The sequence below is a fragment of the Meiothermus sp. QL-1 genome (assembly GCF_003351145.1).
GTDB lineage: Bacteria > Deinococcota > Deinococci > Deinococcales > Thermaceae > Meiothermus.
In genome coordinates this window covers 87,789-112,530 of the sequence record NZ_QQSV01000006.1, presented here as the reverse complement: position 1 = coordinate 112,530, position 24,742 = coordinate 87,789, and the positions used below count along the sequence as shown (strand labels likewise).

The 24,742-nt window shown below is 67.5% G+C and carries 18 protein-coding genes; 10 read left to right on the top strand and 8 right to left on the bottom strand.

The annotated features are described in order from the left end of the window. Positions 1–18: 18 nt before the first annotated feature. Positions 19–1,350 (top strand): glucose-6-phosphate isomerase, encoded by a 1,332-nt coding sequence (locus DV704_RS08110; RefSeq protein WP_114799075.1) that lies wholly within the window; start codon positions 19–21, stop codon positions 1,348–1,350. Here DV704_RS08110 and DV704_RS08105 read toward each other — a convergent pair. Together DV704_RS08105 and DV704_RS08100 are read right to left on the bottom strand one after the other, a co-directional pair. Further along, complete coding sequence (locus tag DV704_RS08105; protein ID WP_114799074.1) at positions 1,328–2,413, bottom strand: MFS transporter; 1,086 nt, start codon at positions 2,411–2,413, stop codon at positions 1,328–1,330. The genes DV704_RS08110 and DV704_RS08105 overlap by 23 nt on opposite strands. 57 nt (positions 2,414–2,470) lie before the next feature. Beyond that, a complete protein-coding gene (locus DV704_RS08100) occupies positions 2,471–3,727 on the bottom strand; it encodes an S-layer homology domain-containing protein (RefSeq protein ID WP_114799073.1) in 1,257 nt (418 codons plus the stop codon). Positions 3,728–3,909: 182 nt separating this feature from the next. Here DV704_RS08100 and DV704_RS08095 point away from each other — a divergent pair, with 182 nt between their 5' ends. Continuing rightward, a complete protein-coding gene (locus tag DV704_RS08095; protein WP_114799072.1) occupies positions 3,910–4,671 on the top strand; it encodes a C40 family peptidase in 762 nt (253 codons plus the stop codon). Here DV704_RS08095 and DV704_RS08090 read toward each other — a convergent pair. Together DV704_RS08090 and DV704_RS08085 are read right to left on the bottom strand one after the other, a co-directional pair. Further along, positions 4,668–4,862, bottom strand: a complete 195-nt coding sequence (locus DV704_RS08090; RefSeq protein WP_114799071.1) for a hypothetical protein — start codon at positions 4,860–4,862, stop codon at positions 4,668–4,670. The genes DV704_RS08095 and DV704_RS08090 overlap by 4 nt on opposite strands. A gap of 79 nt (positions 4,863–4,941) precedes the next feature. Beyond that, positions 4,942–5,148 carry a hypothetical protein gene (locus tag DV704_RS08085; RefSeq protein WP_114799070.1) on the bottom strand — a complete coding sequence of 69 codons (207 nt, stop codon included), beginning with the start codon at positions 5,146–5,148 and terminating at the stop codon, positions 4,942–4,944. A 58-nt stretch (positions 5,149–5,206) separates the two neighbouring features. Between DV704_RS08085 and hrpB the strand changes: the two genes are divergently transcribed. Next, complete coding sequence (hrpB, locus tag DV704_RS08080; protein ID WP_114799069.1) at positions 5,207–7,657, top strand: ATP-dependent helicase HrpB; 2,451 nt, start codon at positions 5,207–5,209, stop codon at positions 7,655–7,657. On the opposite strand, the gene DV704_RS08075 is transcribed toward hrpB, so the two are convergent. After that, positions 7,645–8,421: an inositol monophosphatase family protein gene (locus tag DV704_RS08075; protein WP_114799068.1), complete on the bottom strand. Its 777-nt coding sequence runs from the start codon at positions 8,419–8,421 to the stop codon at positions 7,645–7,647. The two genes, hrpB and DV704_RS08075, sit on opposite strands and share 13 nt — an antisense overlap. Before the next feature lie 143 nt (positions 8,422–8,564). On the opposite strand from DV704_RS08075, the gene DV704_RS08070 reads away from it, so the two are divergent. From DV704_RS08070 to nrdR, 3 genes are read left to right on the top strand one after another with little or no spacing between them, the layout of a single operon-like run. Then, complete coding sequence (locus DV704_RS08070; protein WP_233498298.1) at positions 8,565–11,300, top strand: HD domain-containing phosphohydrolase; 2,736 nt, start codon at positions 8,565–8,567, stop codon at positions 11,298–11,300. 30 nt (positions 11,301–11,330) lie between these two features. Further along, positions 11,331–12,050, top strand: coding sequence for an SDR family NAD(P)-dependent oxidoreductase (locus tag DV704_RS08065; RefSeq protein WP_114799067.1), 720 nt, complete (start codon positions 11,331–11,333; stop codon positions 12,048–12,050). Beyond that, positions 12,047–12,553 (top strand): transcriptional regulator NrdR, encoded by a 507-nt coding sequence (gene nrdR / locus DV704_RS08060; protein ID WP_114799066.1) that lies wholly within the window; start codon positions 12,047–12,049, stop codon positions 12,551–12,553. The genes DV704_RS08065 and nrdR overlap by 4 nt, the downstream gene beginning before the upstream one ends. Here nrdR and opgC read toward each other — a convergent pair. Further along, positions 12,550–13,638, bottom strand: a complete 1,089-nt coding sequence (gene opgC / locus DV704_RS08055) for an OpgC domain-containing protein (protein ID WP_158539616.1) — start codon at positions 13,636–13,638, stop codon at positions 12,550–12,552. The genes nrdR and opgC overlap by 4 nt on opposite strands. A gap of 47 nt (positions 13,639–13,685) precedes the next feature. On the opposite strand from opgC, the gene DV704_RS08050 reads away from it, so the two are divergent. Both DV704_RS08050 and DV704_RS08045 read left to right on the top strand, forming a co-directional pair. Next, positions 13,686–14,459: an ABC-2 family transporter protein gene (locus tag DV704_RS08050; protein ID WP_199489963.1), complete on the top strand. Its 774-nt coding sequence runs from the start codon at positions 13,686–13,688 to the stop codon at positions 14,457–14,459. 41 nt (positions 14,460–14,500) lie between these two features. After that, positions 14,501–16,516: a M3 family metallopeptidase gene (locus tag DV704_RS08045; protein WP_114799064.1), complete on the top strand. Its 2,016-nt coding sequence runs from the start codon at positions 14,501–14,503 to the stop codon at positions 16,514–16,516. Positions 16,517–16,562: 46 nt separating this feature from the next. On the opposite strand, the gene DV704_RS12165 is transcribed toward DV704_RS08045, so the two are convergent. Next, the gene (locus DV704_RS12165) at positions 16,563–19,301 is read right to left on the bottom strand and encodes an S-layer homology domain-containing protein (RefSeq protein ID WP_158539615.1); all 2,739 of its coding nucleotides are present in this window, start codon (positions 19,299–19,301) and stop codon (positions 16,563–16,565) included. 564 nt (positions 19,302–19,865) lie between these two features. Here DV704_RS12165 and glmS point away from each other — a divergent pair. Together glmS and DV704_RS08025 are read left to right on the top strand one after the other, a co-directional pair. Next, positions 19,866–21,680 (top strand): glutamine--fructose-6-phosphate transaminase (isomerizing), encoded by a 1,815-nt coding sequence (gene glmS, locus DV704_RS08030; protein ID WP_114799063.1) that lies wholly within the window; start codon positions 19,866–19,868, stop codon positions 21,678–21,680. Between the two features lie 8 nt (positions 21,681–21,688). Continuing rightward, complete coding sequence (locus DV704_RS08025; RefSeq protein WP_114799062.1) at positions 21,689–23,320, top strand: class I SAM-dependent DNA methyltransferase; 1,632 nt, start codon at positions 21,689–21,691, stop codon at positions 23,318–23,320. Here DV704_RS08025 and pyk read toward each other — a convergent pair. Beyond that, complete coding sequence (gene pyk / locus DV704_RS08020) at positions 23,317–24,741, bottom strand: pyruvate kinase (RefSeq protein ID WP_114799061.1); 1,425 nt, start codon at positions 24,739–24,741, stop codon at positions 23,317–23,319. The two genes, DV704_RS08025 and pyk, sit on opposite strands and share 4 nt — an antisense overlap. Position 24,742: the final 1 nt, after the last annotated feature.

The following is a 24,742-nucleotide window of genomic DNA, read 5'->3' as shown; positions in this document are numbered from 1 at the left end:
CCGGGGTAACCTAACCCCATGCTGCGCCTAGACCTACGCAACATTTCCCAGGCCCGCATCGGCCCCAATGGCATCGACTGGACCTCGGCCCTGGAGCAGTACGCCCCCCGGCTGGAAGCGGCCCGGGAGGCCCTGTGGGCGCGCAGGTCCGACCCCCAGGCCTTTCTGGGCTGGATAGAAGTTCCCGAAGATACCGAGACCCTGCGCCGGGTGCTGCGCTACCGTGGGGCCCAGCCCTGGGTGGAGGACCTGGTGGTGCTGGGCATCGGCGGCTCGGCCCTGGGAGCCCTGGCCGTGAGCGCTGCCCTGGGCAGAGGGCCGGTGCGGCTCCACTTCGTGGACAACGTGGAGCCCGAGCCCATCCTCGGGCTGCTGCGCAGCCTGAACCCAGAGAAGACCCTGGTCAACGTCATCTCTAAGTCGGGCTCTACCGCCGAGACCATGGCCGCCTTCCTGGCCTTCCGCCGGTGGCTGGAGGCCACCGAGGACTGGCGGCGCCACGTGGTGGTCACCACCGACCCCACCCAGGGCCTTCTGCGCCCCTATGCCGAGGCCGAGGGGCTGGCCGTCTTCGAGGTGCCCCCCGCGGTGGGGGGACGGTTTAGCGTGACCAGCCCGGTGGGCACCCTGCCGCTGGCCTTTGCTGGGGTTGACCTGGAAAGCCTCCTGGCTGGGGCGCGAAAGGCCAACGAGCAGGCTCGAGGGGAGCTGGCCCAAAACCTCCCCGCCCAGACCGCCCTAATCCACCACCTCTTCGCACAAAGGGGCCTGAACATCGTGGTCCTGATGCCCTACTCCACCCGGCTGCGCTACCTGCCCGACTGGTTCGTACAGCTCCACGACGAGTCCCTGGGCAAGCTGTACGACCGGGAAGGGCGGGAGGTCCGCACAGGTACGACCGCGGTCCGGGCCATAGGTACCACCGACCAACACGCCCAGGTCCAGCTCTTCCGCGAGGGCCCCCATGACAAGCTGGTGGTCTTCGTGCGCCTGGAAAACCCCAGCGAGGACCTGACCATTCCGGCGGTAAGGGGCCTGGAGGGGCTGGACTACCTGTTTGGCAAAACCTTCTTCGAGTTGCTCGATGCCGAAGCCAAGGCCACCGCCCACGCCCTGGCCAAAGCCCAGCAACCCAACTTTACCCTCCTACTGGAAAAGCTGGACGCCTACCACCTGGGCTGGCTGCTGCAGCACCTGATGTGGCAGACCGCCTATCTGGGTGAGCTTTGGAACATCAACGCCTTCGATCAGCCGGGGGTGGAGCTCGGAAAGGCCTACACCTACGCCCTGATGGGCCGACGGGGCTACGAGAAGCTGGCCGAGGAGCTCAAAGCAGAGGGCGTGGTCTAGGCCCCCCACCGCCCAGCGCCCGGGGGGCCAGCCCCAGCGAGGCCAGGACCACCAGCAAGGCCAGCCCCAGGCCCCACAAGACCCCCTCGATGAAGGGGGGGTAGACCAGGCCCGCCACCGTACCCCCCAGGTAAAAGGCCGCGATGTAGGCGCTGCTCACCCCGCTGCCGCCGCGCCCTGAGGCTCCACCTACCACTGCCTGTGCAGTGAAGATACCGGCCATGAGCAAAACGAAGCCCAGGAGAATCGGCAGGGGGTGGTTGGGGACCTGCAAAATCACGCCCAGGGCCACAACCCCGAAGGCCAGCCGAAAGGCTCCTATCTCGCCTGCAAAGAGGACCAGGCGGCCCGCCAGGGCGCTGCCCGGGATGCCGGCTAAATAGGCGAAGAAGACCCCCCCGATCTGGGCCTGGGAAAGCCCCAGGGCCTCCAGCCGGTAGGGAAGCAGGTTGGCCAGGAAGAAGTTGAGGAAGAGCAGGGCAAAGCCCAGGGCATAAAGCGGCCAAGCCGAGAGGCTGTAGCGGGGTGGCGGAAGCACGAGCCGCTCGCCCCCCCGAAGCACGAAAAGCGCCGCCAGGACCACCGGCAAGGAGAGCAGCACCAGCGCCATCCGCTCGCCCAGGGCCTCGGCCAGCACCCCGCCCAGCCCCCGGCCAAGCCCCCCACCGAGCACGTTCCCAGCTATCCAGAGACCCGCCATCTGGGCGTGCCGCTTTGGAAAAAGGCGGGGCAGCAGGGCCAGCGAAAGCCCGGGCACCAGCGCCGCAAAAGCCCCCTGCAGGGTGCGGCAAAGGGTCCAGAGGGCCAGGTTAGGTGAAAGGCCCGCCAAGACACCCATCAGCCCCACCCCCAAAAGCCCCAGCCCAACCACGACCCCCACCGGGAGGGGAATGCGCGGCACCAGGGGGGAAAGGAGCACCAGGGCCAAAAAGGGCAGGCTTATGCCCAGGTGGGCGCTGCCGGGAGGTACGCCAAAAAGGCGCTCCAATCCAGGCAGCACGGGCACCACCGCATAGAGGGCTATGTAGATGAGCATTCCAGCAGGAATCAGCGCCCAGCCCACCCTCAGAGCATACCAACAGAAGAGGCCCCCAAAGGGCCTCTTCTCAGACTAGAAGGCCTAGAAGTTGAGCTTCACACCAGCCCTAGCCCCAAGCCCGAAGTTCAGGCCGGGCTCGAAGCGGGGGTTGGCCTCCAGGAAGAGGCCCACCGAGCCCTGGGGGTTGAACTCGAGGCCCACCGCCGCCGAGCCATAGACAGGGTCGGTGAGGGCAGGCAGGTAGCGGGCCCCAACACCCAGGTAGAAGCCCACCGGACCTTGGCTGAAGTGGCGGGTGAGGTAGGCCTCCACCCCCAGGGCCTGGGTACCCAGGTTGTAGTCCACCCCAGCCCGCAAACCGAAGCCCGCCGCCACGTCGCGCACCCCTACCGCCCCGCTTACGGCGATGTTGCTGCTGTCAAAGAAGCCCGCCGAAGGCTGTGGAACAATGCCAAGGGCAGCGCCAGCGGCCAGGTAGAAACTGGGCTTCGCAACCGCTGCGGGCTGGGCTGGGGGCAGTGGGCGCACCTCGGGCTGGGGCTGCGGCGCAGGCGCGGGAGCGGGCTGCTGGACCTGCTGGCGCAGCTCACCCAGTTGGTTCTGCAGGGTGGTGACCTGGTTGCTCAGGCTGCGCACCTGCTCCTCCAAAGCGGCTACCCGGGCAGCATCGGGCTTGGCCCGCACCTGCTCTTCCAGGGCAGCCACCCGGGCCTCGAGGGCCGCCAGCTCCTGGGGCGCTGCAGGGGTGGCGGGCGCTTGGGCTAGGCGCTGCACCTGCTGCTCTAGCGCCTCGATGCGGGCCTGAAGCTCTGCCGGGGTGGGGCCGGCCGGGGCGGGCTGGGGCTGCGGGGCAGTGGGCGCCTGGGCCAGGCGCTGCACCTGCTGCTCCAGGGCAGCCAGGCGCTCCTGCAGGGCCTGGGCCTGCTGGCTCACCTCAATGGCCCGCCGCACCTCGGCCTCCAGCGCAGCCAGGCGGGCGGCCTGGTCCTGCTGGGTGCGTTCCAGCGCCTCGTAGCGCTGGCGGAGCTGCTCCATCTCCGGGGCTACCTCCTGGGCCCCTCGCTCCACCGCCAGGCGGCACTCAGGCCGGGCATCCTCTAAGCGGTTGGTCTGGTACAGACGGAAGAAAATCAGGGCAGCTTGGTAGCGGGTCAGGTTCTGGTTTCCACGGAAGGTACCGTCGGGAAACCCCTCAATCAGACCGCATTGCACTGCAAAGTTTACCGCTTCCTGAGCCCAGTGCCCTGCCGGAACATCGCGAAACTGGGTCTGGGCCTGCGCAAGTAGGCCGAAAAATGTAGCCATCGCAAGGGTGACGAAGAATCGGCTTTTTTTCATAGATTCCTCCTTCTCGGAAGGGGCCGCACCAGCCCCACCCACACGCTAAGCAGGCATGGTGAGAGGCCAGGCCAGTGGGGCCTTAATGCGGGGTTAGAGGCCTTAACACCCGCTTCATTCATGGCCTTTTTGTGAAGGTTTGGTTAGGACATGGGGCATTTTTTTACACATATACTTGTCACATGCGCAAAGCTGTAATTTTGCCCTGGTTCCTCGCTCTGGCCCTGTCCCAGAGCAGCCCAACCCACACGGTGCAGCGCGGGGACACCCTCTACTCCATCGCCCGGCGCTACGGGACCACGGTGGAGACCCTCATGCAGCTCAACCGACTGGAGGACGCCACCCTGAGCGTGGGCCAAGTGCTTTTGCTTCCCGCTAGAGCCCTGGAGCACACCGTGCAGCGGGGGGAGACGCTTTACTCCATTGCCCGTCGGTACGGCTCGAGCGTGGAGGCTTTGCAGCAGGAAAATAACCTGACCTCCACCGTCATCACCCCGGGCCAGGTGCTGCGGATTCCCCAGGCTGCCCTACCTCCAGAACCCCCGCCCGAACCCCCAGCGGACACCGACTTCAACCCCCAGCACCCCCTGATCCAGGTGGTGCTCAAGTATCTGGGGCTGCCCTACGTGTTTGGAGCCCAGTCCAACCGGGCGGTAGACTGCTCCGCCTTCGTGCAGCAGGTCTTCGCCGAGCTGGGCATAAGGCTGCCCCGCACCAGCCGCGAGCAGTGGGCAGCGCTGCCCACGGTGCAGGGGGCCCTGCGCCAGGGCGACCTGGTTTTCTTCAGCTTCGGGGGAGGAGCGGTAGACCACGTGGGCATCTACCTGGGCCGAGGGGTCTTCGCCCACGCCAGCAGCCACGGCAGCCGGGTGGTCATCGAAAGCCTGGACAGCCCCTTCTACAAGCGGGTCTACCGCGGAGCCAAGCGCATCGAGGGCCCCTAGCCCGGCCCGGCCTGGATTCGCTTCAAAGCCTCCAGGAGGGCCTGGGCCTGCTCGAGCCGCTCCAGGAAATAGCTCGAGCCGTTTTCACAAAGCGCCTTGTACTCTCCTGTTTCAGGGTTTATCTCCACCGCCACCACGCGCCGGCTCTCAATGAAGCTCAGGGCCCAGGGTAGGTACTCCTCCGCACGCATACCCCCCCAAAATAAGCTATGCTCCCCAGGGAGACTGCCAAAATGCCACAAAAAATTCCCGTAACGCGTTGCTAACGCTTTAGCGGACAAAAGGAAAAGCCCCCGGGGCCAGCAGGCCGGCAAGAGCGAGCAGAAGCGCCGTCAACACCCCGGTCAGAATGGCCCAAACCCCGAACACCTCGCCCAACGCAGGGGCCTGGGTGCGCCACAGGCTGGGGCGCAACACCACCTGGGCTGAAATCCAGGCCGCCACGAGGAGCAGCACGAGCCAAGCAATCCCTGGCATACTGCAAGGGTAGCAGGCCGCGGGAGGCGGCCCTGCGTCAAATGCCCAAGCTCCCCTTATGGAGAAGGCCCTACCCATTTATCAGGTCCTGCCTGCCATCCGCGCCCACCTGGCCCGGGCGCACACCCTGGTGCTGCAGGCCCCGCCGGGGGCCGGCAAGAGCACCGCGCTGCCCTTGGCCCTGCTCGAGGAGGCCTGGCTAGAGGGCCGGCAGATCTGGATGCTGGAACCGCGCCGCCTGGCCGCCAAAAGCATCGCCGCCCGGATGAGCGCCCTTCTGGGGGAGGAGGTGGGCAGAACCGTAGGCTACCAGGTGCGCTTCGAGCGCCGCGAAGGACCCTCCACGCGCATCCTGGTGCTGACCGAGGGTCTCTTCGTTCGCCGGCTGCAGCACGACCCGGAGCTAAGGGGGGTGGGGCTGGTCATCTTCGATGAGTTCCACGAGCGCAGCCTCGAGGCCGACCTGGGCCTTCTCCTCTGCCGGGAGGTGCAGGCCGCCTTGCGCGAGGACCTGCGCATCCTCCTGATGTCGGCCACGCTGGAGGCAGAAGGGCTGGCCCGCTTCCTGAGGGCCCCAGTGGTCCGGGCTGAGGGAAGGCAGTACCCGGTAGAGGTGCGCCACCTGCCCAAAGACCCCGAGGGCCCCCTAAGCGAGGTGGTGGCGGCAGCGGTGGGCCGAATCTTACGGGAGGAAAGCGGTGACGTGCTGGTCTTTCTGCCCGGCGCGGCCGAGATTGCCCGGGTGGGGCGGCAGCTGGCCGAGCAGCACCCTGGGCTCAAGATTGCCCCGCTTCACGGCGAACTCCCCCTGGCAGCCCAGCAGGCGGCCATCCTGCCTGACCCCCAGCGGCGCAGGGTGGTGCTCTCCACCTCTATCGCAGAGACCAGCCTGACCATCGAGGACATCCGGGTGGTGGTGGACGGAGGGTACACCCGGCGCCCCCGCTTCGACCCCAGGACCGGGCTTACGCGTCTGGTGACCGAGCGGGTTACCCGCGATGTGGCCGAGCAGCGGGCTGGGCGGGCTGGACGGCTCGGGCCCGGGGTCTGCTACCGGCTCTACAGCCTGGCCACCCTGGCCCACCTCCGCCCCGAGCGAAGCCCCGAAATTCTGGAGGCTGATCTGGCCCCGCTTCTGCTCGAGCTCCGCCAATGGGGGGTCCAAGACCCCCTCGCGCTGGACTGGCTCACCCCACCCCCCCAAGGCGCCCTCCGGCAGGCCGAGGAGCTGCTGGAGGCCCTGGGGGCCCTCGCATCGGGCCGCCTTACCGAGCGGGGCCGGCGGCTCCTAGCCTGGCCCACCCACCCCCGGCTGGCCCACCTGCTCGAAGAAGGGCGGGCCCTGGGCCTAGGCGCCCTGGCCGCAGACCTGGCGGCCCTGCTGGAGGAGCGCGACCCCTGGCGGGAGGCCGGGGCCGACCTCACCCTGCGCCTCGAAGCCCTGCAGCGCTGGCGGGCCGGGCAGAACCCGGGGGCCGACGAAGCCCTGCTTGGCCGCATCGAGCGGCTCAGTCGGCGGTGGCGCGCCCAGCTGGGGGTAGCCCCCCTGAAGGACCCCCCTGACCCCCTGGCGGTGGGCCGGCTCCTGGCCCTGGCCTACCCCGACCGGCTGGCGGTCCTGCGCCCGGGCGAGCGGCTGCGCTACCGGCTGGTCAGTGGACGGGGGGTGCGCCTCTCCCCGAACGACCCCCTGGCCGGGGCCCCCTGGCTGGCGGTGGCCCACCTGGACGCAGGGGTGGAAGAAGGGCGCATCTTCCTGGCCGCGCCGCTTGAGCCGGAGGCCCTGCTCCCCCTGGCCCGCACGGTGGAGGTGGTGGAGTGGGACGAACAGCGGGGTGTGGTGGCCGAGCGGCAGCAGCGGGTGGGCGAGCTAGTGCTGTTCCGAGAGGCGCTGGAGCCCTCCCTGGAACAGAAAGGTCCCCTCCTCTGCCGGGTGGTGCGGCAGAAGGGGCTGGCCCTCTTGCCCTGGACGGAAGCCCTCCGCCAGTGGCAGGCTCGGGTGGAGAGCCTGCGGCACTGGCGGCCCTTGGAGGCCTGGCCCAACCTATCCGAAGCCCACCTGCTGGAAACCCTGGAGGACTGGCTCCTCCCCTGGCTTTCACCGGTGAGCCGCCGGGAGGACTTCGCCCGCCTGCCCCTCGAAGAGCTGCTCAGGGGCCTGGTGCCTTGGCCCCTCTCTGAGCGGCTCGAGGCCCTGGCCCCTACCCGCCTCCAGGTCCCCAGCGGGGCCCGCGTTCGCCTCACCTACTTCCCCGATGGCCGCCCACCTGTGTTGGCGGTAAGGATCCAGGAGCTGTTCGGCCTGGCCGAGACCCCCCGGATCAACGAGGGGCGCACCCCCGTGATGCTGCACCTGCTCTCCCCTGCCGGGCGCCCCGTCCAAATCACCCAGGACCTGCGGAGCTTCTGGGAGAACACCTACCCCGAGGTGCGCAAGGAGCTGCGAGGCCGCTACCCCAAGCACCCCTGGCCGGAAGACCCCTGGCAGGCCAGGCCCTACCGGCCGTGAAGGGTGTCCAGGAGGGCCTGGTGGATCAGGCCGTTGGTGGCCACCAGGTAGCGGTTGCCAAGCCGGTAGGCCTCCCCCTCCAGCCCCGTCATCTGCCCCCCTGCTTCCAGGAGAATCCGCCAGCCCGCGGCCACGTCCCAGGGGTTGAGCTTGACCTCCCAGAAGCCGTCCAGCCGACCGGCGGCCACATAGGCCAGGTCGAGGGCGGCGGCCCCGGGCCGGCGCACCATCAACCCTTTGGCCAGGGCCCGCTGGAAGTAGTGGACGTTCTCCGGGTCCTTGTGCACGTCGTAGGCGAAACCGGTGGCCAGCAGGCTACCCAAGAGTTGGTCGCGGCTCGAGACCCGGATGGGCCGCCCATTCAGATAGGCCCCGCCCCCCTTGGTAGCGGTGAAAAGCTCACCCCGGGCGGTGTCCAGTATCACCCCCAGCACCACCTCGCCCCCCACCTCGAGGCCGATGCTCACCGCGTAGAAGGGAAACCCATGGGCGTAGTTCACCGTGCCGTCCAGCGGGTCCACAATCCAGCGAAAGGCCCCCTCCCCCTCCTGCCCTGCCTCCTCCCCCAGCACCACATGGTCAGGAAAGCGCGCGGCGATGAGCTCGCGGATGGCCGCCTCCGACTCCTGGTCGGCTTGGGTCACCAGGTCGGTGGGGGTGGACTTGCTGCGCTGGGTGAAGCCTTTGGCCTGGTAGTACTGGTGGATGCCCTGGGCCAAGTAGGCCGCCTCGAGGGCGGTCTCCAGATAAGGGCGCAGGTCCATGCCTTGGATTTTACCGGGCCTTTGCGGCAGCCCGAGGGGCATAAATCGCGCGTGACTTTTCCCTGACACACGTAACGGCAGGGGTAGCGGCTTGGTGCAAATGCCGGAAGATTAGAAAGCCGCTGGGCTAGCCTTAGGTTGTTGTGGGAACGGCAGGGGTTGGCATCGCCCTACTCATCACCGCGCTGCTGCTGGTGGCCCACTGGGGCCGGGAGCGCTGGAGCCTAGTGCCCTGGGTCATGCTGGCCGCGGCCCTCAACCTTGCTGCGCTCAGCACCTCCTTGCTCCTCAACCTGACCGCGCTTTACGCCGAGCTCACCCTTGCCCTGCAGCTCGGCCTTCTAGCGCTGGCCATTCTGGACGGGGAGCAGCGCTGGCGCAACACCCTGCTGGGCCTTCTTTGGATCAACCTCTTGGCGCTGGGGCTTTACGCCTGGATCGACGATAACCTTCCCTACCCTGCCCCCCCAGCGAGCAGCGTGGCCCTCCACGTCGGGCTTCACGGGCTAAGCCTGCTTGCGGGGGCAATAGCAGTGCGCTGGCTCTATCCCCGCTGGGCGGCCCGGAGCCGGATTGGGGCCCTGCTCTACTCCATGGCCCTGCTGCTCCTCGTCAATATCGGTCTTCTTTGGGGGCTTTATCCCCTCGGGGAAGAGGTGCTGCTGGGGCTTGCCCTTCAGGCAGCCCTGAGCGCTCCGCTGCTTTGGGGGTACCTGGAGTGGACGCGGAAAAACCCTCCCGCGCGCCCCCTCGAGCGCGCCTACACCACCCTGCTTCAGACCATGGAGGCTTTGGTGCAGCACCCGGACGAGGCGCTCTGGTCCAAGCTGCTCCAGTCGGCGGTGCGGGTGGTGCCCGGGGCCCAGGCCGGAAGCCTCCGGCTGCGCCAGGGTCACCGCTTCGTCTTTGTAGCCCAGGAGGGCTTTGGCGAGGGCATCCTGGGCCTGGAGAGCAGCGAGGAAGAGGCCATGGCCTGGCACGGCAACCCCGAGGCCTGGCGGCAGGGCCAGCCCCGGATTGCCAACCGGGCTGAAATCCAGCGCATCCAGGCCACCCACTCCGGCAACGGGCAGCTCACCCGGCGGCTCGAATCGGCCAGCCACCCTGGGCGCGTCCGGCAGATTCGCTCCAACCTCTGCCTCCCCATCCGGCTTGGGGGTGAGGTGGTGGCCGAGATTAACCTGGACGCCTTCCGCGACCAGGCCTTCACCGAGCACTCGGTGGAGGTGGCCCGCCAGTACGCTTTGCAGGTGGCGGTGCTGCTGGCCGCACGGCGGCAGCGGGCCGAACTCGAGGCCCGCATCCGCGAGTTCGAGGTCATCGAGGCCCTGAGCGGGGCCCTGCGGGGCCTCAAGGGCACCGCGGCCATTGCCAAGCGGCTGGTGCGGGAGACCGTCCGCCTCATGAACTCCGAGCACGCTGCCTTGCTCTTGATTGAACCCGATGGCCAGCACATGCGCTGCTACGCGGCGGCGGGCTTCTTTCTGGTGGGCCTGGACTGGCGGATTCCCCGGGGGCGGGGCTTTAGCTGGGCCGCAGTGGAAGCCCGGGCCCCCATCTGGAGCCACAACGCCCATGAAGACCCCCGGGCCTATGGCCTGTTCCGCCAGGCCAAACCGGCCTGCTCGGAGATCGCGGTGCCCCTCATCAACTCCAGGGGCGAGCCTCTGGGGGCCCTGCTCTCGGCCCGCAACGGCGTGGCCTCCTACACCGAGCGGGATGTGCGCCTCATGCAGGTCATCGGCAACATCGCGGCCAACACCCTGGAGCGGGTGCGGGCCAGCGAGAGCCTGGAGGCCGAGGTGGCCGAAAAGACCGCCTTGCTCGAGCTCTCCTTCATGCTGGGCCACAGCGACGCCTCCTTGAACCAGGCCCTAGAGAAGATCCGCCGGATGGCCCACGCCGACGGGGTAGGGCTTTGGGTGCGGGAGGGAGCAGCCTACCGCATGCGGGCCCTGAGCGGGCAGCTGGGGAATGGGCTAGAGAGGGTCCTGCAAGAACCCGTGCCGGCCGAGCACCCCCTGGCCCAGCGGGTCTTCGCCGGGGAGGAGGTGCAGGCGGGGGACACCCAGGAGCACCCCCTGCTGAAGCCCTACGCCGAAATGGGCCTCAGGGGGCTCTACCTGATGAAGGTGGTGCAGGAGCCCGAGCTCGAGGCCGGGCTGGCCCTGTTCCGCCTCGAGCCCAGCCCAGGCTGGGGCCCCGCCGAGGTTCGCCTGCTCAAGGGAGCGGTCCAGATGCTGGGGGCCTTGCTTTTGCGGTTGGAGCGCACCCGGCAGCTCGAGGCCGCCTACGAGGGGGCTCTACGGGCCATCGGGCTGGCCATAGAGGCCCGCGACCGGGAGACCGCCGGCCACACCGACCGGGTGGCCGCCATGGCCGAGGCGCTGGGCCGGGCTTTGGGCCTCGGCGAGACCGCACTGCGAGACCTGCGCTGGGGGGCCTACCTGCACGACGTGGGCAAGCTGGCCATCCCCGATGCCATCCTGCTCAAACCGGGCCGGCTCACCCCCGAAGAGTTCGAGGCCATGAAAACCCACACCCAGCTTGGCGATGACCTGGTGCGCCACCTGCCCTTCGTGCCGGAAGGAGCCCGCCAGGTGGTGCGCCACCACCACGAGCGCTACGACGGGCGCGGCTACCCGGATGGCCTCCTTGGTGAACAGATTCCCCTCCCAGCCCGCATCTTCGCGGTTTGTGACGTCTTCGACGCCCTCTGCTCCAAACGCCCCTATAAGGAGGCCATGATGCCCCTGGAGGCCGCCTGCGAGCTCTGGCGCAGCGCGCTCGGGGGCCACCTGGACCCCCACCTGGCCGAGGTTTTCCTGAAGCTTCAGGGCCTGGAGGAAGCCCTGCGGCTGCCCCAGGCTGCCGACTAGGCCGCCCCCTTTGCGCTATGATGGGGGCTAATGGTCGAATTTTCACGAGATTTGCTAGGTCTGGAGCAGCGGGTGGTGATGGTCACAGGGGCCGGTAGGGGCTTCGGCCGCTCCATCGCCCGCTCTTACGCCCGCAACGGGGCCACGCTCATCACCGTGGACCCCGATGTGGAGATGGCCACCGCCGTCGCCTCTGAGGTAGAACAGCTCGGGGCCACCGCCATCCCCATCCGGGGGGATATGTCGGTGGTGCTGGATGTGATGAGCACCTTCGAGAAGATCGAGGAGCTCTTCGGCATGCTGGACGGCATCGTGCACGTGACCAGCGCTGAGAGCAAGACCCCCTTCGTGGAGCTTTTGGAAACCGAGTGGTACGACCTTCTGAACGCCGACGTGAAGTCGAGCCTCTACGTGCTCCAGCAGGGCCTGCGCTACCTGAGCGGGGGCGGCTTCGTGACCCTGGTGCTCCCCCCCCTTCAGCGCGACCAGCCCCACGTGGCGGCCATCCGGGGTGCGGTGGCAGGCCTGATCGAAGGGGCCACGCGCATCTTCCCCACCAACGTGCGGGTCAACGGGGTCATCCCCAGCCGCGACCCGGTGAGCGAGGAGCACGACAGGCCCCTGGTGCGGGTGGCGGTGGCGCTCGGCTCCATGGTCTCGGAGGGGGTGCGGGGGCAGATGCTGGAGGTGCTGCTGCCCGACCCCCCCCATCAGCCGGAGATCTACGACCTGCTGCGGGAACTGCCATGAACTGCCCCTTCTGCGGACACCCCGACAGCCGCGTGTTGGACTCCCGCCCCTCGGACGAGGGCTCGGTGATCCGCCGACGGCGGGAGTGCCCTGCTTGCAGGCGGCGCTTCACCACCTACGAGCGGGCCCAGGTGGAACCGCTGGTGGTCATCAAGCGCTCCGGCCGCAAGGAAACCTTCGACCCCAACAAGCTGCTGCGAGGGCTGACCCTGGCCGCCCGCAAGCGGCCCATCGACCCCAGCGTCCTGCAGGCCTTCGCCTTTGGCTTCGAGGACACCGTCAAGGAGATGGAGATCACCTCGGAGGAGATAGGCCTGCGCTCTTTAGCCTTCCTCAAGGAGCTCGACCCGGTGGCCTACATCCGCTTCGCCTCGGTCTACCGCGAGTTCGATAGTCTGGAAAACTTCATCGAGGAAATCCGCCGGCTCGAGGGGCAAACCCAGGATAGGAAGGAAGAAGCGGAAGCCAACCTAGACGATGAGGCCAGGCTGGGCACGGTCTAGAGGACACGGGCGCGCCAGCGGCGGTAAAGCAGGATGGATCCCCAGATCACCCCCAGGGCCAGGGTCTGCAGGAGTGTTCCCATCCACGGGTTCTGGGTCAGGGCCCAGTAGTCGGTCAGGTTGTAGAGGGGGACCATGACCAGAAGGTGCCAGGTGAAGGCCCACAAGGAGGCCGAGCCCAAGGGCAGCAAAAACCAGCCCAGCCCGCACGCCAGAGGGCGCCAGAACCAGGTAACCAGCAGGTAGAAGGCCTGCAGGTACAGGGCCACCAAAAGAAGCCTTGGCCATACCAGGGCCTCGGTGTGGGCCGGGCCCAGCACTGCCTGGTCTACGGAAGGAAACCAGCCCCGGACATGCCCAACCAGCATGAGCCCTGCCAGGAGCAAAACGCCCGCCCCCAGAGCATCCCGCCACCGCGGCCTTGCCGCCCAAAACCGGGCCAGCGCCTGGCGGTGAAAGCCCAGCACCATCCCGCCGAAGAACAGAATCTGCCAGGCTGCGGCCTTGAAGACCGAGGCGATGGGCGCCCCCACCACCTGGGGGTAGGCCTGGCTTAGCCCGTAGACCACGCCCGCCGCCAGCAGCACCACCCAGGTCCGCCCGCGGTACATCAGCCAGAAGGCCAGCGGGGCAAAGAGCATGTAGAGTACGTAGAGCCCCAGAATCTCCGAGCCATTGTAGCCGTTCTGGAGGGTCAGGACCCCGGCCACGAACTCCACTAGGTTTTGCTTTCGGTCCCAGGGGTCGTACCAGACCTTGAGCCCGAGCAGGCTCAGGGCCATGAAGCCCAAAGCGATAAGAACAGCAGTGCGGTAGAGCACCAGGGTGCGGGAAAAGGTTCGCTCGAGGGTCTGCAAGAGGGTCTGGCGGCTGGCCAGGAGACCCAGGGTCAGGCCCGAGATAAAGTAGAACCCCTCGGCCGCGCTGATGTAGAAGTTGAGCCGGCCCGAAAACACATACAAAAAGGACTCCCCGCCTATGTGGTCTATGGTCATGGCAAAGAGGCAGAACCCCCTCAGCCAGTCAATCCGCAGGTCACGCCCCCCCTGGGCCTCGTACCCCCAGGACTCCAGCCATGAAAACATATACTTCAGCATAGACCGCCTGGCTCGGTCCTTTGGGTCAAAGCATGCTGCGCAAGCTCTACGTTCTCTTGTCTGTTTGGTACGCCTACTTCCTGGAGTACCGGGCCGAGGTTGTCTTGTGGGCCCTTTCCTCTGCTCTGCCCCTTATCCTGATGGGCGTCTGGACCGAGGCCGCCGAGGGAGGCAGCTTCGCCCTCTCAGCTTCGGAGTTCGCCCGCTACTTCCTGTGCGTGTTCCTGGTGCGCCAGCTCACCATCGTCTGGGTGGTCTGGGAGTTCCAGGACGATGTGGTACAGGGGCGCCTCTCCTTCAAGCTCCTGAGGCCCCTGGACCCAGGATGGGACCACCTCATCCAGCACCTGGCCGAACGCCTGACCCGGCTCCCCTTTGGGCTCGCCATAGTGGCGGTGTTCCTGCTGATCTACCCCCAGGCCCGCTTTGTGCCGGAGATAGGGGACCTTCTGCTCGGCCTATTGGCCTCAGCAGCGGCTTTTTTGCTGCGCTTTTTGATGCAGTACACCTTTGCCCTGCTCGCTTTCTGGACCGAGCGGGCCGCGGCGGTGGAGGAGCTATGGTTCGTGGCCTACCTGTTCCTCTCGGGGCTCATCGCCCCCCTCTCGGTCTTCCCCGAGGCGGTGCGGACGCTGGCCCTGCTCACGCCCTTCCCCTATCTGGTCTACTTCCCCGCCTCGCTTTTTGCCGGGCTGCCCGTGCCCGGCCATGGCTTCGTGGTGCTGGGGGTCTGGTTTGTGCTCTTCTGGGTTCTCAACCGCTGGCTCTGGCGCAAGGGGCTCCGCCAGTTCTCGGGAATGGGAGCCTGAGGCTCTTTGCCTGAAACCCGACCCAAATATACTGAGGCCCCATGGATAAAAACCCCCTGACGGAGATACGCTTCGACATCCCCTTCGACGAGATACAGCCCGCCCACATTGAGCCAGCCATCCAGGCCCTGCTCCGGGAGGCCGAGGCTGAGCTGGAGGCCCTCCTCGGGGTAGCGGGCCCCCGCACCCTGGAGAACACCCTGCGGCCCTTGGACCGGCTGGGGGAGCGCCTCTACTTCGCTTTCAACCTGGTGGCCCACCTAGAGAGCGTAGCCTCCACCCCCGAGCTGCGGGCGGCCTACCGCGCTGTCATCCCCCCTGTCACCGCCTTCACCACCCGGGTCCAGCTCTCGAGCGAACTCTACCAGGCCCTCAGAGAGCTCGCCCAAAGCCCCGCAGCCCAGGAGCTCAGCCCCGAGTGGGCCCGCTTCCTCAAGCTCCGCCTGGACCAGTTCCGCCGCCAGGGGGCCGACCTGCCCCCCGAAAAAAAGGCCCGGCTCGAGGCCATCAACACCCGCCTGGCCGAGCTCACGGCGCAGTTTGAGCAAAACCTTACCGACGCCACCGCGGCCTGGGAGCTCTACCTGGACGAAGACCAGGTGAAAGGCCTGCCAGAAAGCGCCCGAAAAGCCGCCCGAGAAAGCGCCCAGGCCCGGGGACGAACGGGCTACCGCTTCACCCTGCAGCAGCCCAGTTTTCAGGCCCTGCAGACCTACCTGGACGACCCCGAGATTCGCAGGGCCGCCTACCTGGCCTACTACACCCGGGCCACCCAGGGAAGCCACGACAACCGCCCCCTGATCGAGGAGATCCTGGCCCTCCGGCGCGAGAAAGCTCAGATTCTGGGCTACGCCAACTTCGCCGACTACGTGCTGGAAGACCGCATGGCTGGCAGCGCCGAGCGAGCCCTGCGCTTCGAGGAGGAGCTGAAGGCCGCCTACGAACCCCACTTCAAGCGCGAGCTGGAAGCCTTGCAGGCCTTCCGCCGCGAGCTGGAGGGCCCCGAGGCGCCCACCCTAGCCCCCTGGGACATCGCCTACTATGCCGAGAAACAGCGCCGGGCCCTCTACGACCTCGACGAGGAAGCCCTGCGCCCCTACTTTCCTCTGCCCAGGGTGCTGGAGGGTCTCTTCGAAATCGCGCGGCGGGTCTTTGGGGTAGAGGTGCGGGAGGTGGGCGGGGTAAAAACCTGGCACCCCGAGGTACGGGTCTACGAGATCCACCGCCAGGGCGAGCTCATCTGCCGCTTCTTCACCGACTGGCACCCTCGGGAGAACAAGCGCGGGGGGGCCTGGATGAACACCCTCTATCGCGGGGTGCGCCGGGGCGAGCCCCACCTGGGCCTCATCTGTGCCAACCTGACCCCCCCGGTGGGGGACCGGCCTGCCCTACTCACCCACCGCGAGGTGGAGACCATCTTCCACGAGTTCGGCCACCTGCTGCACCTGGCCTTCTCCAGCGTGGAGGTGCAGAGCCTGGCCGGCACCCAGGTAGCCCGCGACTTCGTGGAGCTGCCCAGCCAGATCATGGAGAACTGGTGCTGGGAGCGCGAGGCCCTGGACCTCTTCGCCCGCCACCACGAGACCGGCGAACCCCTGCCAGAAGAGCTCTTCGAAAAGCTCCAACGGGCCCGCAACCACCAGGCCGCCCTCCTGGGCATGCGCCAGCTGGCCTTCGGTACCCTGGACCTCCATCTGCACGTGCACTACACCCCGGCCAAGGGCGACGTGGTGGCCTACGCCAGGGAGGTGATGCAGCCCTTCTTCCCGGCCCCCCTGCCCGAGTCCTTCGCTTTCGTGGCCGGCTTCGCCCACCTCTTCGGCCACCCGGTGGGGTATGCCGCGGGCTACTACTCCTACAAGTGGGCCGAGGTGCTGGACGCCGATGCATTCTCCCGCTTCAAGGCCGAGGGCATCTTCAACCGCAAGACCGGGGAGGAGTTCATCGCCCACATCCTGAGCCAGGGCAACGCCGCCGAGCCCGCCGAGCTCTTCCGCCGCTTCATGGGGCGCGACCCCAACCCCAAGGCCCTTCTGGCCCGGGCCGGGCTGCTGTAAAAAAGGAGCCCCGCCCCTTGGGGGCGGGGCCGGATAAATCCCTGGACTAGAAGTTCAGGGTGTAGAAGATGCGGAAGGCACGAACGGTGTTCTCGATGGTGGCAAAGTCAGTGGCGTTGTTGTCGAGGTCGAAGACGCCCCACCAGACGCCCCAGCCCGCATAGGTGTAGCGCACCTGCAGACCCTTCACACCGCCGTCGCCCGTAGCCGGGGCTACAGGGCCAAAGCCAGCGCTGGGGCCGTTGAAGAGACGGTCAACAGTGGTGTCGAAGGGGGTGTTGGCAGCGCGGGTCGTGAAGGCCCCCACGCCCGTGCCAGTGAGCTGGGCGGCATCCACCGCCAGGGTGGCCCCGGGCAGCAGGAAGTCGGCCAGGCTCACGCCCAGGCGGATCAGGGTCTCGCTGGCGTCGGTGCCGGCCGCAAAGTCGGTGTTGCGCTGGGCAAAGGCGCCGTTCAGGCTAAGGCCGAAGAAGAGCGGCTGGGTGGAAAGCTGAACGCCGTACTTGAGGGTGGTGTAGTTCACCTCGGTGCCGGGCGTGGTTGCGGCCGTATAACCGTGGAAGCGGAAGTTGGGGGTAATGGTGATGGGCCCCAGGGTCAGAGCGTAGCTAGCCTCGCCCACCAAGTCGGTGCGGGCGCCGTTGGAGCTGAAGGCGGCGTTGGCACCATCGGAGCTGCGGAACTCAAAGGCCAGGTTCAAGCCGCGGATGAGTGCGCTGGAGGCCGCACCGTCGTGGGCAAGGCGCACCCCAAGGTTGGTGCCGAAGGCCGCGCGGGTGGCCGGGCCCTGGTTGGAGTAGGGGCTGGTGGTCGAGTAGGTGGTGGTGCCGCCGACCGTCAGGCTGTTGAAGTAGCCGGTAACGTTGAAGCCCGCCAGTGGGCCCAGCACCGCGCCTACACCGAAGGCGGTGGTGGGGTTGGCCAAGGTAGAGTAGTTGCTCTTGCTGTCGAAGTAGCCGTTCAGCCTGATGAAGCCCAGGTCGGCGCCGGCAATCACACCGAAGCCTGTACCAGCGCTGGCCGGGTTGAAGATGCGGTCGGTGTCGTTGCGGGAAAGACCCGCGGCGTTGGCGCCACCGGGCCAGTCGCCGTTGGCGAAGTCGGTGTCAATGGAGCGGTAGTTGGCCCGCAGGCTGATGGGGCCCAGCCCCAGGCCGGCCTGCGCATAGAACAGGGTGTCGGCGGTGTTGGTGGCAACGTTGTTGGAGTTGATGCCCTCGAGCTGCAGATCCAGCAGGCCCAGCAGCTTGCCGCTCAGGTCTAGCCCCGCGAGGGCGCGGCGGTTGGCCGGCCCGGCCACGAAGTTGTTCTCGGCGTAGTTGACCCCCAGGTTGAGGCCCAGCAGGCTCACGGTACCGCGGATACCGAAGTAGTCGCCATCGCCTGCGTTGGCCTGGGTGGTCGCGCTGGCGGTGCTGCCCAGGGCAATGGTGAAGCTGGGCGCGAGCAGGGCTTTGTTCAGGTTGGCGGTGACCACCACGCCGCTGCCCGCCGGATCCGAACCGTTGTTCATGAAGTAGGGGGTGAAGCGGAAGGTGTTGTTCACGTTATAGCGGATGGCCACCGGCTGCCCGTTCACATCGCCCACCACGGCAGCGCTGCGGAAAGCGACGGTGTTGCCGGGCACCTGAATCTGGCCGTTGCCCCCGCTGAAGCGAATGGTGGCGTTGGCCTCGGAGAGGTTAAACCCGGTGGTGGTGGTGGGGGTGCGCTTGATGCCGAAGGTCAGGTCGGTCTGGAAGTAAGAGTCCGCCTGCGTGGTGAAGTCGGGCCCATCGCTGTCTTGGGCGAACCCTGTGGCCGGGAAGAGCCGGTCGATGTCGAAGTCAGGGGAACCGGACTGAATGCGGTAGCCGTAGCGGGCCAGGATGTTACCGGTCAGGGTGGGGCGGGTGCCTTCCACCGCAGCCAGGCGGCTGTCCAGGCCGCCCACGCGGGCATCGAGGGCGCTCACCCGGTCGGCCAGGCGCACCAGGTCGGCCCGCAGGGCGGTGGCGAACTCCTGGATGGCGCTCACGTCTTCGCGGTTGGCAAACTCGTCGAAGTTGATCTCGCCCAGCCGTTCGCCGAGCTGCGCGAGCTGCTTCTCCACCGCGGTCACCCGGTCCTGCAGGCTGAGCACGTCCTGGTTCAGCAGCACGGCCAGCTCGTTGAGGGCACGGATGCTATCGGCATCGGCCTCGAGCTGGGTCTTGAGCGCAGCCACATCGCCCTCCACCCGCTCAAGCCGCTCGGCCAGCGCCTGGGCCTGGGCCAGCGCGGTGTCGGCGGCCACCGAGGCGGCCTCCACCCGGTCGGCCAGGTCGGCCAAAGCGGCCTCGTCGATGCCTGGGGCGGGCTCAGCCGGCTGGGCCCGCATGGCCTTCAGCTCCTCCAAGGCGGCCTCGAGGCGGGCGATGTCGTCCTTGGTGGCGGCGTTGTCCTCCAGGGCCGAGACCCGCACGCCCAAAGCAGCCAGCTCAGCGGCCAGCTCCTGCAGGGCATTGCGAATGGCGGTCAGGTCCTCCTCGCTCAGACCCTGCCCGCTGCCCCGAACGCACTCACCACCCTGCTGAATCTCGTTCAGCAGGCGCTGGAAGATGAGGGCGGCTTGGTAGCGGGTCAGGTTCTGGTTGCCCCGGAAGGTGCCGTCCGGGAAACCGGTGATGAGCCCGCAGGCTGCGATGCGCTCAACAGCCTCCTTGGCCCAGTGCCCCGCAGGTACATCGGAGAACTGGGCCTGGCCGAAGCCCAGACCGAGCACGGTCAGCAGGCCGGCCAAGTAGACCACTAGCTTCTTTTTCATCTTGCCTCCTTGGCATTTTGCGGAGGCTGGGAACTATACGGGGCGAGTTGCCGTGTTTCCTCTCCCAGACCCCAGCACCCGCGATGGACGGCGGCAAGGCTTCTCCCTCACCGGGCTCAAGAAGCTCTCACCTTGCACATCCGCGCGAATCATAACCGCGTCCAGACTGTGCTGTCAAGTATGAACGGGCCTATTGGGGAAAAAAGGGTAGGATGAAAGGGGGTTCATTAAGACCCCAGAAAGGAGGGCTACAAAAAAGGAGGAGCGCAGGGGGTGAGTTTTCACCTTACGAGGGGGCGGTCCCCGGACAGGGGATAAGCAGCCAGGCTGCAAAAGATCGAAGGATTCCGCGGATGCCGCCAGGGAGCGAGCCCCTCCCTCTCCGCTGGCCAAGCCAGTCAAGCCCCAAGGGAAAGCCGGTTGCGCGAGCGCCGGACAACCGCGGGGCAGGGCTCACCGGGAAAAATCTAGGAAGGCTCAACGGCAGGTCCTCTGGCCCCGGGGGCCAGAGGAGGAATGTATAGGGCAGCGTCCCCGGACGCTGGGCGCGCGAGAGGTTTGCAAATGTGTGGAATCGTAGGGTACGTGGGCTTTCGCAACGCGAGCGAGGTTATTCTGGACGGTCTTAGGCGGCTGGAGTACCGCGGCTACGACTCGGCGGGGATTGCGGTCAAGGTCAACGGGCGGCTCGAGGTGGTCAAGCGGGCGGGCAAGCTCCAGGTGCTGGCCGACAGCCTGGCGGAGCACCGCCTGGAGGGGCACTTTGGGGTGGGCCACACCCGCTGGGCCACCCATGGGGCCCCCACCGACCCCAACGCCCACCCCCACAGCACCGAGAAAGGCGATATTGTGGTGGTGCACAACGGCATCATCGAGAACTACCTGGCCCTCAAGGAGGGCCTGATCGCCCGGGGCCACACCTTCAGCTCCGAGACCGACTCGGAGGTGCTGGCCCACCTGATCGAGGAAAAGTACCGGGGCGACCTGGTCGAGGCGGTGCGGCTGGCCTTATCGGAGGCCTACGGGGCCTATGCCCTGGTGGTGGCCCACAAAAACCACGAGGAAATCGTGGTGGCCCGCACCGTAAGCCCCCTGGTGATCGGGCTGGGGGAGGGAGAGAACTTCGTGGCCTCGGACGTGCCGGCCCTCCTGCCCTACACCCGGCGGGTCATCTTCCTCCAAGACGGGGACATGGCGGTGGTAAGTAGCGAGGGGGTGCGGGTCACCGATCTCGCCGGCAACCCGGTGGAACGGGTGGTGGAGACGGTGGAGTGGAGCCTCGAGGCGGCCGAGAAGGGCGGCTACCCCCACTACATGCTCAAGGAGATCTACGAGCAGCCCCGGACCCTGGAGAACACCCTGGGCGGCCGGCTCTACGAGGAGGAAGCCACCGTCGAGCTTGGGCTCGGCCTCGAGCCCACCCACTACAACAAGGTGCACATCGTGGCCTGCGGCACCGCTTACTACGCAGCCTGGGTAGGGAAGTACCTCCTGGAGGCTTTGGCCCGGGTACCGGTGGAAATCGAGGTGGCCTCCGAGTACCGCTACCGCGATCCCATAGTGGACGAAAAAACCCTGGCCATCGGCATCAGCCAGTCGGGCGAAACCATAGATACCCTGGAGGCCCTGCGCGAGGCCAAGCGCAGGGGTGCCGCAACGCTGGGGGTAATCAACGTCAAAGGCAGCAGCATCACCCGCGAGGTCGACGATACCCTCTACATCCACGCCGGTCCGGAGATCGGGGTGGCCTCCACCAAGGCCTACATCGCCATGCTGGCTGCAATGGGGATGCTCGCAGTCTGGATGGGTCGGAGCCGGGGCAGCCTGGACGAGGCCGCTGCACGGGAGTTCCTCAAGGAGATGCGCAAGCTGCCCCGGCTGGTGGAGGAGGTCCTGGAACAGCGCCCCCACATCGCCCACGTCGCGGAGAAGTACCACCAGGCCCAGGACTACCTATTCCTGGGAAGGCACATCCAGGCCCCCACCGCCTACGAAGGGGCCCTCAAGCTCAAGGAGATCAGCTACATTCACGCCGAGGCCTACCCCGCCGGCGAGATGAAGCACGGCCCTATTGCTCTGATTGACGAGCGGCTTCCTGTGGTGGTGCTTGCCACCCAAAGCCCCTTCTACGAGAAAACCCTCTCCAACATCCAGGAGGTGCGGGCCCGGGGCGGGCGGGTGATCGCGGTGGCCACCGAGGGCGACAGCGAGGTGCGAAATTTTGCCCAGGACGTGATTTACGTCCCCAGAATTCACCACCTGCTGGCCCCGGTGGTCAGCGTGGTGCCGCTGCAGCTCTTGGCCTATGAGACCGCGGTGCTCCTGGGGCGCGATGTGGACCGGCCGCGCAACCTGGCCAAGAGCGTGACGGTGGAGTAGGGCCCTGGATGATTCTGGAAGGTCCTCCCGCCCCAGTGGCCAAGGCCCTAGGCGCCTACTACACCGACGCCGGGGTGGCCCGCTTCCTGGTGCGCTGGGCCCTGCGCGCTCCGCGGGAAACCGTCGCCGACCCGGCTTTTGGCGGCGGGGTGTTCCTGGCCGCGGCCAGCGAGCGCCTGGCCGGGATGGGGGGGGACCCCAGGGCCCAGGTCTTCGGGGTGGAGCTGGACGAAGAGGCCCACCGGCGCACGGCTGCCTGGCTGAGGGCCCGCTTCGACCTCCCCCCAGCCCACCTCCGCCAGGGCGACTTCTTCGACCTGGAACCCCCAGGCCAGGTGGACGCGGTGGTGGGCAACCCGCCCTTTATCCGCTACCAGCGCTTTCCCGGCTTGCAAAAAGCTCTGGCAAAGGCAGGCCTCCGGCTGAGCGGCCGCTCGAGCGCCTGGGCCCCTTTCCTGCTGCGGGCGGTGGCCTGGCTCAGGCCTGGAGGGCGGCTGGCCATGGTGGTGCCCGCTGAGATTGCCCATGCGGCGTATGCGAGGCCGGTCCTGGACCACCTTAGCCGCTCCTTCGAGGAGATCTGGCTCATCAGCTTCCAAAAAAGCCTCTTTCCCCGCCTGAACCAGGACACCCTGCTGCTCCTGGCCGAAGGCCGCCGGCCCATGCCGGATGGCCGGGCGGCCGCCTGGCTGGTAGACCTGCCAGACCCGGCCGGGCTGGAGCAGCTTGCCCTGCCCACCCCAAAGGCCGTGCGGGTGAATCTGCTCGCCCTGGGGGGTGAGGCCCGGCTCCCCCTGTACTGGCTTTCCCCTGAGGAGCGCGAGCTCTACCTGCGGCTGGCCGGGCCCACCGCCCTGCGCCTGGGCCAGGTGGCCCGGGTGGACATCGGCTACGTCACCGGCCACAACCGCTTCTTCCACCTAAGCCCCGCCGAAGCGGCCCAGCAGGGCATCCCCCAGGCTTTTCTACGGGCGGCGCTGTGGCGGGGTCGGGGGCTCCGGGGCCTCCGCTTCACCTCTGCCGACTGGCAAGAAGCGGGCCAAAAGGGGCAGGCTGGCTTTTTGCTCTCGATTCCACCCGAGGCCCCCCTGCCCCCCGCGGTGGCGGCCTATCTGGAAGCCGGCCAGGCTGCCCAGGTCCACCGGGCCTACCAGTGCCGGCGGCGCCAACCCTGGTACAGCCTCTGCCCCGGGGGTGGGCCCGAGGCCTTCTTGGTGTACATGGGCGAGCCCCGGCTGGTGGTCAACGAGGCCAGGGTTTTACTCTCGAACAGCCTCTACGCCGTCCACCCCCAGGGCCTCGGGGCCAGGGCCCTGGCCGCCTTGTGGCAGAGTTCGCTCACCCAGCTAAGCGTGGAGCTCGAGGGCCACGCCCTGGGCGGGGGGATGCTCAAGCTGGAACCCAGGGAGGCCGAACGGGTGGTGCTGCCCAGTACGGCGCGCAACCGGTGGGAGGAGGGACGGCTCGAAGCGCTGGCCGATGGCCTGGACCGCCTGCTGCGTCAGGGAAAAACCCAGGAGGCCCAGGCCCTGGCCGACTCGGTGATTCTACGGGAGGGCTTGGGCCTTTCCGAGGAGGAGGTGGCCTGCTTGGCTCGAGCCCGCCAGAAGCTGAGGCTGCGCCGCTGCCGCAGGCCCTAGCTCACCCGCTCGACCCGGATCATGTTGGTGGTCCCCCGCACCCCAAAGGGCACCCCAGCGGCAATCACCACGTACTCTCCCGGCCCCACCAGACCGGTTTCCTTGGCCTTCTCCACCGCTATCTGCACCATATCGTCGGTATCCTTGGGGTCGGGGGCCAGAAGGGGCAGCACATCCGAGACCAAGGCGAGCTGGTTGCGCACGTGGGGGTTGGGGGTGAGGGCCAGGATGGGCACCGGGGGCCGGGTACGCGCCACCCGCCGGGCTGCCCCACCGGTAGCGGTAAAGACTACGACGGCCTTGGCCCCGGTGGACTCCACCACGTCGTCCACCGCTCGGGCGATGGCGTCCTGGACAGTCCGGGTGGGTGGAGGGCGCAGGGCGTTCAACCGGTCGTAGTACTCCTGGGTGGCCTCGATGGTCCTGGCCACCCGGGTCATGAAGGAGACCGCCTCCACCGGATACTGCCCCGTCGCGGTCTCGGCCGAGAGCATGATGGCATCGGTGCCGTCGAAGATGGCGTTGGCCACGTCCGAGGCCTCGGCCCGGGTGGGGGTGGGGTTCTTGACCATGGACTCCAGCATCTGGGTGGCGGTGATCACCGCCTTGCCAGCCTGCACCGCTTTGAGGATGATCCGCTTCTGCACCGCCGGAACCTCCTCCAAGGGCATCTCCACCCCCAGGTCGCCCCGGGCCACCATGATCCCATCGGCCTCCTCAAGAATCTCGTCAAAGCGGGCCACCGCGCTGGGTTTTTCGATCTTGGCCATCAGCCGGGCCCGGGAGTTGTAGCGGGTCAGGTAGTGGCGGGCCAGAAGCAGGTCGTCGCGGCTGCGCACGAAGCTGATGGCCACCCAGTCCACCTCGAGCTCCGCCCCCAGGGCGATGTCGTCGATGTCCTTATCGGTAAGCGCAGGAATCGAAAGGTCGGCCCCAGGGATGTTGATGCCCTTGTTGTTGGAAAGCCGCCCCCCCACCAGCACCGTGGTGTGAATGTCCCTTTGCCGAACCTCGTCCACCCGCAGGCGAATGTTGCCGTCGTCCAGCAGCAGCACCTGGCCTGGTTGCACGTCGTCTGGCAGACCCCGGTAGGTGGTGGAAACCCGGGTCTCATCCCCCTCCACCGGCTCCGCGGTGATGATGAACTTTTGCCCAGCCCGGAGCTCCACCGCCCCCTCGCGGAAACGCCCGCAGCGGATCTTGGGCCCCTGCAGGTCCTGGAGGATGGCCACGGTGCGGCCAAGCTCAGCCGAGGCGGCCCGCACCATCTGCACCGACTGGCGATGGTCCTCAGGCGAACCGTGGGAGAAGTTGAGGCGGAAAACGTCCACCCCTGCCTCGATGAGGGCCCGGATCATCTCTGGAGAACGCGAAGCCGGGCCCAGGGTGGCCACGATCTTGGTGCGCTTGGTGAGTCCCATT